Source organism: Peribacillus sp. QJM3NY_7, from assembly GCF_056173225.1.
On the sequence record NZ_CM149663.1, the window covers coordinates 5,229,313 to 5,243,464 of the forward strand.

A 14,152-nucleotide genomic window follows, 5' to 3' on the forward strand; every position below is an offset into this window, starting at 1 on the left:
TTTCCCCTTTCAACCCGTTACATCCTTGCTTTGTAACGTCTCTCTATTTATGTCTGGCTACTTTTGGCTTTCGAGTAAAGATACAATTTAAACTTTCAAGAACTTCCTGACTGACATCAAGCTGCCCCATATTCCGATAACCGCACCAATTACGATGAGGATGGCCGATACTTGATAAATAAACGGATTTGCAGGCAGGAAATCTATGAATTTGAAAGTAATCTGCGGTGCTGCATATTTATAAAGATTATAGTAGAGTACTGCAATCAGTCCTATCGGAATGATGGAACCGAGGACTCCCAACCAAAGTCCTTCCAAGAAGAATGGCCAACGGATGAATGTATTCGTCGCTCCTACCAATCTCATGATCTCAATTTCTTTTCTTCTGGCTACAATGGTAATTTTAATCGTATTCGAAATCAGGAACATTGCAGTAAATAGTAAGCCTACAATAAGAACGATCCCTATGTTTCTAGCAATATTAACAAAGCTGAATAGCTTCTCGACGTAGCCTTGTCCATATTTTACACTTTGGATATATTCCATACCTTCGATTTTCTTTGCCACCTTGATGACATCTTGCGGAGATTTCGTTTTGATAACATAAACGTCCCTTAATGGGTTATCCTGTTCAAATGGTTTAAAAGCCTCACCATTATCTCCTAAATCATCTATTAAATTAGTAAGCTCTTCATCTTTTGGAGAGAAAATCACTGATTCGATACCGTTTATCTCCGTAATTTGCTTACCGATAGCTTTTATATCGTCATCATTCGCCGCATTATCAATATGTGCACGAACTTCGACATCTTTCTCCACATTTCCCGCGATATGATTTAAATTCATCATGAGCACTAAAAAGACGCCAACCAAAGTTAGAGTGACCGTTACTGCACTGACAGAAGCAAACGTCATCCATCCATTACGGCCAATATTTTTAAAACTTTCACGGAAGTGACGGAGCAATGTTCTAAATTTCATATCCGTAATCACCTCGATGTTCATCGCGAACTATTTTTCCACTTTCAATGGCAATGACACGTCGTTTAATATTGTTGACGATGTCCCTATTATGTGTGGCCATGACCAGTGTAGTTCCGCGTTTATTAATTTCTTCGAATATGTTCATGATTTCCCATGATGTTTCGGGATCAAGGTTACCTGTAGGCTCGTCGGCTATGACTACCTTGGGATCATTGACGATCGAACGGGCTATTGCAACCCTTTGCTGTTCCCCACCAGATAACTCGGAAGGAAGCATTCTCGCTTTATGTTTAATGCCAACCAGATCAAGAACTTCCATGACTCTCTTTTTGATTTCTTCTGGTTCCTTTTCAATAACTTCCATGGCAAAAGCAACATTTTCATATGCAGTGAATGTTTGAAGGAGTTTAAAATCTTGGAATACCATACCGATATTACGGCGGAATAGAGGAACTTTCGAATTGCGGATACTTGGCAGGCTTACACCATTGACCAAAATATTACCGCTTGTAGGCTTTTCTTCCCTATACATCATTTTGATGAAGGTCGATTTTCCGGCACCGCTCGGACCCACTACATAAACGAATTCGCCTGGCTTTATTTTCACATTGATTCCATTAATGGCAATTACGCCATTTGGGTATGTCTTTTTCACATCTATCATTTCTATCATTCTAAAACCACCTAATTTGCTTGGATTATCACTATGTATCTACAGCTTTTCGACAATTTTCACTGAAATCTGACAGGAATCTCCCTTACTTGAGCACAGAAACATTATAACATCATATTTTGTCAAATTAAGCATAAAAAATATTACAGTTTCATTTCAGTTAGACATATATCAACATCTATGTAATAATTCCAGGATTTGATTGCTTGATAAGTGGTTGATTCGTGAGTTGTTTCGAGGGTTTAATGGAGGCTAAATGAAACGTCCCGCTAAGCAGAACGTTTCATTATCATTATTTATGTCCAGCAAGCCATTCAGCGACCATGCTTGCTTCCTTGCCCTTAATTATACCTTTTGGCATTCCGCCTTGACCATTCGCAATGACTTTTTCAATGTCTTCTTTTGATAGCTTGGAACCTACCTTCGTCAAGTTGGGTCCCACGCCGCCTTCAAGATTCACTGCATGGCAGCTTGAACATTTGTTTTCATAAATTTTTGCGGCATCACCGGCACCTGCCGTAGTCGTTTCGTTATTTTCACTTGCAGGCTCTTTATCTGCAGCATCATCGTTCCCACCGCATGCAGCCAAGGCCAAAGAAGTACCCAGAACTAAGGCTAACCACTTCATTTTCATTGAACTTACCCCCTCTGATTTATACCAGCACAAGAACATTATACCAATTTCAATCCAGTTTAAAACCCTCCCCAAGTACCTCCGAAGCGTCCATTACAATTACAAACGCTTTAGGGTCAACGAGTTTCACCAATTGTTTCAATTTGGTGAATTCCGACTGGTCTATTACACACATCAAAATTGGACGAGTATCATCCGTATAGCCGCCATACCCGGATATGCCTGTTACACCCCGGTCGAGCTCATGTATGATAGCATCCCTTACTTCCATTTCTTTATTCGTGATGATCAGTGACATCTTCGAACGGTTCAATCCAATCTGGACAAGGTCGATCGTCTTGCTTGTCACATATAGTCCAATCAATGCATAGAGGCCTTTTTCAATATCAAAAACGATGGCAGCACTTAAAACGATGATTCCATCAATGACAGCCACACAGGTCCCCAATGACAAATGGGTATATTTATGGAAAATCTGTGCCGCCAAATCGGTCCCCCCAGTGGAACCCTTGCCGCGAAAGACGATCCCCAGCCCAAGCCCGACCATCATTCCCCCGCAAATCGAACCAAGCAATGCATCATTCGTCCATGCCTCCCAATCCTTTGTCAGAAATACCACCAAAGGCAGAAACAGGGTCCCAATCAGGCTTTTGGCTCCGAAATGCCTTCCGAGGATAATAAGCCCCGCAATGAACAAAGGGATATTAAAACCCCAAAGAACATAAGCCGGCTCCCAACCGAGAGTTGACCTGAGAATCGTGCTAATCCCGCTGACCCCTCCGGATGCGACCTGGTTAGGCAGTAAAAACACATTAAAACCAATGGCAATTATGGACGAACCGACAATCACCAATCCATACTCCGTTAACTTTTGAATGAAAGGGTGCCTCTGCTCCCTGTATCTTCTCTTCATTTTGCATAAGTCTCCTCGAACCATCATTATTATCTAGTATTGGCCGAACGAGGTAGAGCATCCCTTTTCAATCCTGTAAATGTCAGCCAGAAAATTCATTAAAAAAGGAAATCATAAAAAAAGCCGGACCGGGGAAACCGGTCCGACTGGCTGATCTTATAATTTTGAACGCAAGTAAGCATCAATGAACATATCGATATCCCCATCCATGACAGCTCCCAAGTTTCCGGTCTCCGCACTGGTACGGTGATCTTTAACCATGGAATACGGATGGAAAACATAAGAACGAATTTGGCTTCCCCAGCCAATTTCCTTTTGCTCCCCGCGGATTTCATCCAATTCCGCTTGTTGCTGTTCAATTTCACGTTGATACAATTTGGCTTTCAGCATATTCATGGCCTGGGCCTTGTTTTTGATTTGAGATCTCTCGTTTTGGCACGTTACCACGGTGTTCGTAGGTAAATGGGTGATCCGGACCGCCGAGTCCGTTGTATTGATATGCTGACCACCTGCACCACTTGCCCGGTACGTATCGATTTTCAAATCTTCCGTGCGTACTTCTATATTGATCGTCTCATCGAATTCCGGCATGACTTCACATGAAACGAATGAAGTGTGGCGTCGTCCTGAGGAATCGAAAGGAGAAATACGGACAAGACGGTGTACCCCTTTTTCCGCTTTCAAATAACCATAGGCGTTATGGCCCTTGAAAATTAAAGTGACACTCTTGATCCCAGCTTCATCACCTGGAAGGTAATCAAGGGTTTCCACTTTAAAGCCTCTTTTTTCACCCCATCTTGTATACATGCGCAACAGCATGGAACCCCAATCCTGGGACTCCGTACCGCCTGCACCAGGATGCAGTTCAAGAATGGCATTTTTCGAGTCATATTCTTCACTTAATAAAAGTTGAAGTTCAAAGTCATTCATCTTTTGTGCAAGAACCGTGATTTCTTCTTCCAGCTCCGCTAAAAGTTCTTGATCATTCTCCTCTTTCACTAATTCATATGTCAAATCCAGATTTTCATATGATTCATTCAGGTCGGACAATTGATTGACTTGTTCTTTCAAAGCATTCGTTTCATTGATGACAGCTTGTGCTTTTTGCTGATCATTCCAAAAATCGGGATGTGTCATCTCATTTTCTAGCTGTGCGATTCGTGCCTCTTTTTCATCTAAGTCAAAGAGACCCCCTAAAGTCCGTTAATCGTTGCGCTGTCCGTTCAAGTTCATTTCTTATTTCTGCTAATTCCATTTCTCTTCACCTCATTAAGTATGTTAAAAAAAATCCCTGCAGAGGGATTCCCTTCATTACAATAAACCTCTTCAAACTATATGCAAACTAAACATGAAAAGAGGCGGCTAGCCTTGGACTTAACCGTCTCATCTTCATTATACACCTAACTTTAGCCTAAATTGCCATGGCAATTCTTATATTTTTTACCGCTGCCGCATGGGCATAACGCGTTTCTTCCAACGTCTTCCTTTTTACGGGCAGGGGCCTTTTTCACTTTTCCCCCGTCTTCTTCCTTCGGATTGACCGCTTGTCCTTTTATGACTTCCTTGCGTTCCAAATTGTTGCGGATTTCAGCCTTCATGATGTATTTCGCGACTTCATCTTCCATTGAAGCAATCATCGCTTCAAACATCGCAAAACCTTCAGATTGATATTCACGAAGCGGATCGATTTGGCCATAAGCACGAAGGTGGATGCCTTGGCGCAGCTGCTCCATAGCATCAATATGGTCCATCCACTTACTATCGACTGCACGAAGAACGATTACTTTTTCGAATTCACGCATTTGTTCTTCAGATAGCTCTTCTTCTTTTTGGTCATAGCCTTCTTTCACTTTTGCTAAAATGAACTCAACCAATTCCGATTCGTTTTTCCCTTCCAAATCAGCCACAGTGATTGAACCTTCATTGAATAGGTTACCATTCAGGTAGTCGACAAGGCCTTGTAAATTCCAGCCTTCCTCGTCGCCCATTGGTGCAAACGCGACAACATTTCGCTGGATGGATGCCGTGATCATCGTTTCGACGATTTCACGTAAGTTTTCACTTTCCATGACATCGAAACGCTGTTTATAGATAATTTCCCGTTGTTGACGGAGAACATCATCATACTGCAGTAATTGCTTACGTGAATCGAAGTTATTGCCTTCGACCCGTTTCTGTGCGGATTCAACGGCCCTTGTCACCATTTTACTTTGAATTGGCTGGGAATCATCCATACCTAAGCGTGCCATCATGTTTTTCATGTTATCCGAACCGAAGCGGCGCATCAATTCATCTTCCATTGATAAATAGAATTGAGTGACCCCTGGATCTCCCTGACGGCCGGACCGGCCACGCAGCTGGTTATCTATACGCCTGCTTTCATGACGTTCCGTGCCGATGACAGCAAGGCCCCCAAGCTCCCTGACACCTTCACCAAGCTTGATATCCGTACCGCGACCTGCCATGTTAGTAGCGATCGTAACTGAGCCTTGATTACCCGCATTCGCAATGATTTCCGCTTCACGCTCATGGTTCTTTGCATTCAAAACATCGTGAGGGATGCCTTTTTTGGATAAATAGGCAGATATGACCTCAGATGTTTCGATGGCAACCGTACCGACAAGCACAGGCTGACCCTTTGTATAACGTTCGGCGATGTCTTCCACAACAGCCTTGAATTTCCCATCAGTTGTCGCATATATAAGATCTGCCCTGTCATCCCTGATGATATTCCTGTTTGTCGGAATCGCAATGACATTCATATTATAAATATTGCGGAATTCCTCTTCTTCCGTTTTGGCTGTACCGGTCATACCTGAAAGTTTTTCATACATCCTGAAATAGTTCTGGAATGTAATCGTCGCAAGAGTCATGCTTTCATTTTGAATTTCAAGTCCTTCTTTCGCTTCGATCGCCTGGTGGAGACCTTCACTATAACGGCGGCCTTTCATCAAACGGCCAGTGAATTGGTCAACGATGACTATCTCGCCTTCCTGGACGACATAATCCACATCCAAATGCATCGAAACATGAGCCTTTAACGCCTGATTGATATGATGATTCAAAGTAACGTGACTAATATCGAATAAATTATCGATATTAAACGCTTTTTCAGCTCGATTCATCCCATCTTCCGTCAGCTGAACACCTTTTGTCTTTTCATCATATGTGTAGTCCGTATCTTTCTTTAAGGTTCTCACAAACGCATTGGCCTGGATATAAAGCTGAGCCGATTTCTGTGCCGAACCGGAAATGATCAATGGCGTTCTCGCCTCATCAATCAAAATCGAATCGACCTCATCGATGACAGCGAAGTGCAGCGGACGCTGTACCATTTGTTCTTTATATAACACCATATTGTCACGAAGATAATCAAAACCTAACTCATTATTCGTACTGTACGTAATGTCAGCATTATACGCTGCCTGCTTTTCTTCTTTAGAATGACTGTTCAAATTCAACCCGACGGTCAAACCGAGGAAATCATACAATACACCCATTTCGGTGGCATCACGGTGTGCCAAGTATTCATTGACGGTAACGACATGTACACCTTTACCGGTAAGCGCGTTTAAATAAACCGGCATCGTGGATGTTAAGGTTTTACCTTCCCCTGTTTTCATCTCGGAGATATTTCCATCATGAAGGGATGCCCCACCCATGATTTGAACACGGTAAGGATATAAGCCCAGAGCACGCTTTGCCCCTTCACGCGCAACCGCAAAAGCCTCGACAAGCAAATCATCAACGGTTTCCCCATTTTGATAACGCTCTTTAAACTCATCCGTTTTGGCACGTAACTGTTCATCCGATAGCGCAGCAGTCTCATCAGCCAGCGCTTCGACCTGATCGGCGATTTTTTCTAAACGTTTGATTTCTCGCTTATTCGGATCAAAAACTTTATTTAATATATTAAGCATTCAATAACGCTCCTCTATTATGGTAATGATCGTTCAATGATAAAATTCATATAAGTAAGAAGAAACACACCTTCTATTATTACTAATGTACGCTTAATTTTACCACTTCTATCATAGAGGTACAACTTCATGTCACTTCGCTGGTATAGACCTGAATGCAATTCTTGCGAAAAACAATGGATAAATGAGGAGTAAAACTGTTAAAATAGGAGAAAGTATAAAAAATATGTTGCAAACTCCCCACTATTCCATATGCAAATGTGAATTATCCATAACCTTCCATCACTAGATGCTGTGTCCTCTCTAGAGATAGCATGTCAAGGTAATCCAACCTTACAGGCGTCTTGTTTTGAATGATAAGGTGGGCTGCCGAAACTTATTACCGGAAGATAAATAGAACATGTTTCGAGGTGGTATTGATGATTGGTGAACGTGTAAAAAAACTGCGAGAAGAAAAGAAAATGTCGATGACTGAACTTGCCGATAAAGCAGGTGTTGCAAAGTCTTATTTAAGTTCGCTCGAGCGGAACTTACAAACGAATCCTTCTATTCAATTTCTTGAAAAAATTTCCTCCGTACTTAACATCCCTGTTGATGCCCTGCTTTACGATGCACCAAATAAGGAAACCTTGGACAATGACTGGATGAAAATCGTTGAGGAAGCCATGAATTCGGGTGTCTCAAAACAACAATTCAGGGAATTCATCGAGTTTAATAAATGGAGAAAAGATAAAGAAGAGTAGAGTGGTAGTGCACTAGTTTACCTACATAATCCTGAAGAATACAGTTTGGATAAGCTAGACTCACAAGAATCCCCAGGAAGAATAAACCCTATAAACAGCTAATGAATCGAACCACTGTTTATAGGGATGTTCTCGAATTTGTTCGGAACCTATTTTCCATCGTTCTCCTCAAATATTGCCTCAAGGCTTTCCCGTTTAAAAAAAGCAATGATTTCCTCTTTTTTGAAACCCAAGCTTCTTGCTTCAGAAATCAATTTCACCCATTCTTGATCCAGTTCCACATTAGCCACCTCTTCTACCTCCTAAAATACTCTTGTATTTCAGGCAGACCAGCCATCATAGTCAAAAGGACCTTAGACCTGTGCCTTTGCGCCCTCATTTTTCAAGGAGTTTGCCTTTGTCGTGGTATTTATTACCAAATACATTACCTTTAATCATATTATAACGGATACGCACTCCATATATTGCTATTTTATGTCGGTAATCCACATAAATGCAAAAACTTTCATCCGACAAAATATTACAATATTAAGAAAATTTGAAGTTCAGGTGATTTTTCATAGACTAATTCTATTTCGTTTTGCTCTTCTTAAAATTTCTTTGGGGTGTATTGATTCTCTCGATTGTAAGTGCATCGTGGGCTTTTTGCGCAGTTAAATCCTCACCGCAGGTCGGGCAAAGCCACTTTCCATATTCCGCACTGCTAAAAGAAGCCCTATGGCATGTATGTGTATGGCAATTCTTTCGATACAAATAATCCAGCCCCCTCTGCACCTTGATCAAATTGTTTTCTACAAATAACTCATTGTTCTTTTTAAAGAACTGACAATTCGAGTATAGTGCAAAAAGATAGAGGTATTTGAATAGGTAAAATTAACCTTTTATCTTAATGAAGAACAATTTTCGTTCTTTTAAGTGAACTTTGTGTTTTTTAGAGAGCCAAAAGCATTTTTACGTTCTAACGGATTCTACCAACATGCAAAAAAGCACAACCCAGAGGCTGGGCTGTGCTTTTAATATTAGAATAATAATTAACTAGGTTCAATCAATCCATAGCGTCCATCCTTTCGGCGGTACACTACGTTTGTTGTATTAGTATCCGCATTCGTGTAAACGAAGAAACTGTGACCAAGCATATTCATTTGTAAAATCGCTTCTTCACTGTCCATTGGCTTTAAATCAAAGCGTTTATTGCGGACCACTTCAATATCATTATCGTCTTCGAATTCATCCACCACTTCGTCAGCTTCCGTATTGAAGGCGAATGCATCGGGTGTAGTCGATAGATTGTTTCGGAACTTGCGATTGACATTCGTTTTATGTTTACGAATTTGGCGTTCAAGCTTATCATTGATCAAATCAATGGCAGCATACATATCCGCATTTTCCTCTTCAGCGCGAAGAACCAAATTCTGCATGGGAATCGTCACTTCGACCTTTGATGTATTATTGTTCACTTTTAAATTGACTAACACATTTGCATCTGGTGTATTGTTAAAATATCGTTCTAACTTGCCAATTTTCTTTTCGACGTATTCTCGAATTGCTGGAGTTACCTCAATGTTTTCACCGCGTACGTTGTAATTCATAAAGTGAGTCCTCCTTAAATTAAGACTATACAGTTAGATTCTACAATACCCCTCCGGTTCCTTTTAGAAACACATCATGAAATATGTCGAAATAATGAAACAATTGTCGGAAGGTTTGGAAAGGGTTGATGTCTGCCCTAGCTTCATTATATCAAATGCTATGCTAGAAAGAAAAAATTAAGCCTATTTTATTTACAGAAAATTTAAAAATATTTAACATGGAAACCGTTTGGACTCCAAAAGGTAAGGAAATCAATTTCTTTTATCATAGAACACGCCATCCACTGATAGACTTTCATACGGATTCGTGTATTTATTGGAGGATTTTTTCTTCTTATTCATTTCCTGGATATCCCTCTGTATCTCCTGCTTTTGGAGCTTCAGCAAGTGATCGACCTGTTGGTTGAGCAACAGGACTGCACGTCCCAGCCGCTGCTCCTCACCAGTAAAAGGCGGTTTGATTTGAGAAAGGAGTCCATCCCGCCGATTGATCAGCTTTGTAACCCTTTCTATTTTAACATCACGCTCTGTGATCGTGCGATCTTCCAGTACGGCAAGTAATTCAGCAGTCAAATCATGAAAGGCTCTAATCACCATTACACCTGACCGCTTTGGGTGAATTGTTTTTTCCGGTTGATCTGAATTACTTCCTTCCACGTATTCCGGAACTCCGTAACAAGTCCTTCCACTTCTTCCAAAGCAGAAACGTCATTTTTCATATTCGCTTCGATCAGACGGCGGTTCATGAAATCATACAGACTCATCATATCTTTGGATACATCCGCATCCATATTCAGCGTCACCATCAATTCACGGATAATGGTTTGCGCCTTGATGATGTTCGTATTCTTCACTTCGGTATTTCCTGCTTCAATGGCTTTCTTCCCAAGCATGATGAACTTCAAACAGCCATTATAAAGCATTAATGTAAGCTCTCCAGGTGATGCTGTATTGACTGAATTTTGCTGATACGATTGATATGGGTTATTCATTGCCATATTTAACTTCCTTTCCGACATACCTTAACTAAAATAAGAAGCTAACGATGCACTTTGGCTGTTTGCCTTTTGAATTGCTTTTTCCATCGCCGTGAACTGGTTGTAATAGCGCGATTCCAATTTCGTTAACTTGGCTTCAAATGTTGAAATCTTCTTATCCAGCCCATCAACCAATTTTCCGATTGTAAAATTGTTATTAACATATCCGGCCTTCCCGGCTTTTTCAGTAATCGCCTTAATGGATGATTCTATATCATCCCTTAACCGGCGCGCGAGCCCTTTGTCGCTCTTTTCCAACCCATTGGCCATGAACATATCATAAATCGCATTCGGATCCTCACTAATGGCTGCCCGGAGCTTGTCCTCATCAATCGTTAATTTACCGCCTTCCAAATAATTCTTGGTGGTGGTGATTCCCAAACTGCTGAGATTGTTTTTTCCAGTGATTCCGTCCACCGAAGTGTATAGGGATGTCCTCATTGTGGTCAGGAGACCTTTTAAGGTAGAATCGCTTTTTAACGTTCCGCTCTTCGCTCTTTCTTCCCACAGCTTCACTTCATCCTCTGTCATTGCCTTTTTTTGCTCAGAGGTAAGCGGGGTAAAGGAGCGATATTTCGCTTCACCCGTTTTATCTTGAACCTTTTTAATGACTTCATTGTATTTATTCACAAACTGAGTGATCGTGTCCAGGATGGCATCGACATCAGCTGTTGATGAGAATGTGACTGTATCCTCCGTTTTTTGCTTTACCGTTATTTCCGCTCCATTAATCTGAAACGTATTCGAAGGCCGGGAAATGTCCAGGCCATTATAAGTAATCGATGCATTTTCTCCTATTGTGCCGCCAGCCCCTTCATTGTCACTGCTCATTTTTAGCACATTGAAGAAATCTCCAGTACCCCCTAACTCAATTTCAGGCCGATTTTTTGCATCACCGGTATTTTTAGCAGTGATGGAAAATTTCTGGGACGTCCCATCGAAAAATAGAGTCACCCCCGAGCTGGCATTAATTTTATTTATGACACTCTCTAATGTATCGTCCGCATTAAGGGTAAGTGTATACGGTTTTTCCACTGTTGCTCCATCTTTTACTTCCGAATCAAAACCGCCATCCTTATTGATGGCCAGTATCGTAATATCTTGAGGGGTCGCGATTCCCAATTCAGATAGTTTCTTTTTGGGATCGGTAACAGCAGATTTTTCCGTACTTGTCATGGTTGCTGCCTTGGCAAGCCCATTCACTTTTATATTCCCGGAAAAATCGCTGGTCGAATTCACATTTTTCACTGATACAGCATCTGGATTCGATACCATTACCTTCTTTTTAATGAAGGAAGACTGCTTTCCAATTCCATCACGAATGAGCGTATCCAATTCTGATAAAGCTGTATTCATCGAACGGTAATCATCCCGCTGCCACTCGGAATACTGCTTTTTCTGTGTCAGTTTATCCAATGGCACCCGTTCTGCCTGCATCATGCTCTTAACTAATTCATCAATGTCCATCCCGCTTGCTAAACCACTGATTCGTACCAAAATTGATCACCCGCTTATATTTTTTCATCCACCATTATGCCGACAAACTCCGTCATTGCCGCATAGAAATCCAATAACTTCTTCGGGGGAATTTCCCTGATCGTCTCATCCGTCACATCATCCACTACCTTGACATAATACTCATTCAGCTTCTCATGATATTCAAAACGAACGGCCGTATGTGTCGGATTCAGGAAGGTGTTCAAACTATCCACCATTTCCCGCACCTTTTCTTGTGAAGGCTCAACAGTAGATTCCACTCTTTGTTCCGAATAGGCAAGTGTATTCATTTCCCGCTGATAATAAGAACTGATTCCTTCCGAGATTGCTGTTCTAAGGTGTGAGGAAAGAATATTCGTGGACAAACTCTCCAGCATCTAAATAGCCCCCAATAGGATATCTTTACTTTTTATATCGGTAATTAAGGTTTTATTTTTAGTCACTCATAGATTTTGGTTGCACCTGCAAATACTCATTAATGATCCTTTGCTATAAAAGAGATTCTACTAAAAAAACTCCAGAAAAATATTTGGGGTCTAGTTGATTTCCACTCCAGGCAATCGGCTTTCCGCGGGCGTTCCGGGAGCCTCTTCGGCGCTTTGCGCCTGCGGGGTCTCCCTTGGACGCGTATTCCCGCAGGAGTCTCGTACCTTCCGTTCCAATCAGATCTCCATGAAATCTAAGATGGAACCCAATTGCCCACACGTTTTGAGGAATTTATACTGTGACCGTTGATTTCCTCTCCAGGCACTCGCTTTCCGCGGGCGGTCCGGTGAGCCTCCTCGGCGCTTTGCGCCTGCGGGGTCTCCCTTGGACGCGTATTCCCGCAGGAGTCTCGTACCTTCCGTTCCAATCAACTTTGTTTTAATATTAGATAGAAAGCCCTTTACCTACAATCTTGTTTAGGACTTCCCTTTTTATTCAAATAATCAGCGAACATACTAAAAATTGATATATCCCATCCAGCTTGGGATTGATAGCTGTGTTCCCCAGTCATTTCACCATACACATTACTGATATCTTCAGCTATGTATTTTGCAGTACCATCATACTCTATTAGGTTGTAGCCATAAGATTCCTTGGTGACATAAACGAATGATCCCTTCCTTTTTAAGGGTAGTAATCTCTTTTTTTTTCTACATCGCAGTGTTCCTAACACACTTCCATCAGTAAAAATAAAAGGGCCTGACACAAAGTGTCAGGCCCTTTTATTTTTAAGTTAACTATTCAATTAACGAAGTAACTGTAGAACTCCCTGTGGTGCCTGGTTTGCTTGAGCGAGCATTGCTTGAGAAGCTTGAGCCAGGATAGAGTTTTTAGTTTGCTCCATCATAGTCTTGGCCATATCCGTGTCACGAATCCGTGATTCCGCAGCCGTCAGATTTTCAGAAGAAGTGCCTAAGTTGTTGATCGTATGCTCTAAACGGTTTTGGTTAGCACCTAGTTTAGAACGTTCAGCTGATACAGTATCGATCGCATTCTGGATGCTTGTAATAGCTTTTGATGCGTTAGCAGCATTAGAAACATCAAGACCAGCTTCTTCAGCGGTAGAATTAGTACCGTCACTTACGCCATTAGCAGCCGTGAATCCTGGATCACCAGCAGTACCGGTTAATCCAAGAGCAGCAGCACGCATATCACCAATTTCAAGTGTCAGGCTTTGGTTTTCATTTGCTCCAATTTGGAATTGTAAGCCAACACCTGCAACACCTGCACTAGTACCATCTGGATTTGCTGAATCCTTTGAACCATTCAATAGTTTCTGAGTATTGAATTCAGTAGTATTACCGATACGGTTGATTTCTGATGTTAATGAATCCATTTCCTTTTGGATTTCTCCACGGTCGTTTGTTGTATTAGTGTCCGTTGCTGCTTGTGTAGCAAGTTCACGCATACGTTGAAGGATGTCAGTCGTTTCGTTTAATGCACCTTCAGCAGTTTGGATTAAAGAGATGGCATCTTGTGAGTTACGGGAAGCTTGGTCCAATCCGCGGATTTGTCCACGCATTTTTTCAGAAATTGCTAGACCAGCTGCGTCATCGCCTGCACGGTTGATCCGCATGCCTGAAGCTAGTTTCTCCATTGATTTTGATTGTGCATTCGTTGCACTTGATAATTGACGGTGCGTGTTTAGAGCTGAGATATTGTGATTGATGATCATT

15 protein-coding genes and 1 riboswitch are annotated in these 14,152 nt (G+C 41.6%); of the genes, 1 reads left to right on the top strand and 14 read right to left on the bottom strand.

The features are described from left to right. Positions 1-87 precede the first annotated feature (87 nt). The 6 genes from ftsX to secA all read right to left on the bottom strand — a co-directional run bounded on the left by ftsX (position 88) and on the right by secA (position 7,124). On the bottom strand, positions 88-981 hold the full coding sequence (ftsX, locus tag AC0VX1_RS25340) for a permease-like cell division protein FtsX (protein ID WP_034309901.1): 894 nt from the start codon (positions 979-981) through the stop codon (positions 88-90). Then, positions 971-1,657 (bottom strand): cell division ATP-binding protein FtsE, encoded by a 687-nt coding sequence (ftsE, locus tag AC0VX1_RS25345; RefSeq protein ID WP_034309898.1) that lies wholly within the window; start codon positions 1,655-1,657, stop codon positions 971-973. The genes ftsX and ftsE overlap by 11 nt, the downstream gene beginning before the upstream one ends. A gap of 292 nt (positions 1,658-1,949) precedes the next feature. Next, positions 1,950-2,291, bottom strand: coding sequence for a cytochrome c551 (cccB, locus tag AC0VX1_RS25350; protein ID WP_098937340.1), 342 nt, complete (start codon positions 2,289-2,291; stop codon positions 1,950-1,952). Positions 2,292-2,340: 49 nt separating this feature from the next. After that, positions 2,341-3,204 (bottom strand): YitT family protein, encoded by an 864-nt coding sequence (locus AC0VX1_RS25355; RefSeq protein ID WP_202313690.1) that lies wholly within the window; start codon positions 3,202-3,204, stop codon positions 2,341-2,343. A gap of 156 nt (positions 3,205-3,360) precedes the next feature. After that, a protein-coding gene (gene prfB, locus AC0VX1_RS25360; RefSeq protein ID WP_413007897.1) for a peptide chain release factor 2 occupies positions 3,361-4,459 on the bottom strand; the annotation gives its coding sequence in 2 pieces (ribosomal slippage) (positions 3,361-4,395 and positions 4,397-4,459; 1,098 coding nt in all). 151 nt (positions 4,460-4,610) lie between these two features. Then, positions 4,611-7,124, bottom strand: a complete 2,514-nt coding sequence (secA, locus tag AC0VX1_RS25365) for a preprotein translocase subunit SecA (protein ID WP_413021697.1) — start codon at positions 7,122-7,124, stop codon at positions 4,611-4,613. A gap of 419 nt (positions 7,125-7,543) precedes the next feature. Between secA and AC0VX1_RS25370 the strand changes: the two genes are divergently transcribed. Next, a complete protein-coding gene (locus tag AC0VX1_RS25370; RefSeq protein WP_048684020.1) occupies positions 7,544-7,867 on the top strand; it encodes a helix-turn-helix domain-containing protein in 324 nt (107 codons plus the stop codon). A 149-nt stretch (positions 7,868-8,016) separates the two neighbouring features. Here the strand turns inward: AC0VX1_RS25370 and sinI are convergent, their stop codons facing one another. From sinI to hag, 8 genes are all read right to left on the bottom strand, one after another. Beyond that, the gene (gene sinI / locus AC0VX1_RS25375) at positions 8,017-8,157 is read right to left on the bottom strand and encodes a DNA-binding anti-repressor SinI (RefSeq protein ID WP_412996098.1); all 141 of its coding nucleotides are present in this window, start codon (positions 8,155-8,157) and stop codon (positions 8,017-8,019) included. A 30-nt stretch (positions 8,158-8,187) separates the two neighbouring features. Further along, positions 8,188-8,273: riboswitch (cyclic di-GMP riboswitch) on the bottom strand. Positions 8,274-8,437: 164 nt separating this feature from the next. After that, entirely contained in the window at positions 8,438-8,620 is a 183-nt protein-coding gene (locus AC0VX1_RS25380) for a hypothetical protein (protein ID WP_413021696.1), read from the bottom strand. Between the two features lie 278 nt (positions 8,621-8,898). Beyond that, on the bottom strand, positions 8,899-9,456 hold the full coding sequence (hpf, locus tag AC0VX1_RS25385) for a ribosome hibernation-promoting factor, HPF/YfiA family (protein WP_475469505.1): 558 nt from the start codon (positions 9,454-9,456) through the stop codon (positions 8,899-8,901). 252 nt (positions 9,457-9,708) lie between these two features. Then, complete coding sequence (gene fliT / locus AC0VX1_RS25390; RefSeq protein WP_475469506.1) at positions 9,709-10,053, bottom strand: flagellar protein FliT; 345 nt, start codon at positions 10,051-10,053, stop codon at positions 9,709-9,711. Continuing rightward, a complete protein-coding gene (gene fliS, locus AC0VX1_RS25395) occupies positions 10,053-10,454 on the bottom strand; it encodes a flagellar export chaperone FliS (RefSeq protein ID WP_283929631.1) in 402 nt (133 codons plus the stop codon). Before fliS ends, fliT begins: the two co-directional genes overlap by 1 nt. A gap of 24 nt (positions 10,455-10,478) precedes the next feature. Further along, a complete protein-coding gene (locus AC0VX1_RS25400) occupies positions 10,479-11,990 on the bottom strand; it encodes a flagellar hook-associated protein 2 (RefSeq protein ID WP_475469507.1) in 1,512 nt (503 codons plus the stop codon). Between the two features lie 14 nt (positions 11,991-12,004). After that, a complete protein-coding gene (gene flaG, locus AC0VX1_RS25405) occupies positions 12,005-12,367 on the bottom strand; it encodes a flagellar protein FlaG (RefSeq protein WP_413021690.1) in 363 nt (120 codons plus the stop codon). Positions 12,368-13,221: 854 nt separating this feature from the next. Beyond that, positions 13,222-14,151, bottom strand: coding sequence for a flagellin Hag (gene hag, locus AC0VX1_RS25410; protein ID WP_413021531.1), 930 nt, complete (start codon positions 14,149-14,151; stop codon positions 13,222-13,224). Between the last annotated feature and the right edge of the window lies 1 nt (position 14,152).

Excerpts from the sequence above, each read along its gene's own strand:
- AC0VX1_RS25355 (WP_202313690.1), bottom strand. The coding sequence starts at position 3,204 with ATGAAGAGAAGATACAGGGAGCAGAGGCACCCTTTCATTCAAAAGTTA.
- ftsE (WP_034309898.1), bottom strand. The coding sequence starts at position 1,657 with ATGATAGAAATGATAGATGTGAAAAAGACATACCCAAATGGCGTAATT.
- hag (WP_413021531.1), bottom strand. The coding sequence starts at position 14,151 with ATGATCATCAATCACAATATCTCAGCTCTAAACACGCACCGTCAATTA.
- ftsX (WP_034309901.1), bottom strand. The coding sequence starts at position 981 with ATGAAATTTAGAACATTGCTCCGTCACTTCCGTGAAAGTTTTAAAAAT.
- cccB (WP_098937340.1), bottom strand. The coding sequence starts at position 2,291 with ATGAAAATGAAGTGGTTAGCCTTAGTTCTGGGTACTTCTTTGGCCTTG.
- flaG (WP_413021690.1), bottom strand. The coding sequence starts at position 12,367 with ATGCTGGAGAGTTTGTCCACGAATATTCTTTCCTCACACCTTAGAACA.
- secA (WP_413021697.1), bottom strand. The coding sequence starts at position 7,124 with ATGCTTAATATATTAAATAAAGTTTTTGATCCGAATAAGCGAGAAATC.
- fliS (WP_283929631.1), bottom strand. The coding sequence starts at position 10,454 with ATGGCAATGAATAACCCATATCAATCGTATCAGCAAAATTCAGTCAAT.
- fliT (WP_475469506.1), bottom strand. The coding sequence starts at position 10,053 with ATGGTGATTAGAGCCTTTCATGATTTGACTGCTGAATTACTTGCCGTA.
- AC0VX1_RS25370 (WP_048684020.1), top strand. The coding sequence starts at position 7,544 with ATGATTGGTGAACGTGTAAAAAAACTGCGAGAAGAAAAGAAAATGTCG.
- hpf (WP_475469505.1), bottom strand. The coding sequence starts at position 9,456 with ATGAATTACAACGTACGCGGTGAAAACATTGAGGTAACTCCAGCAATT.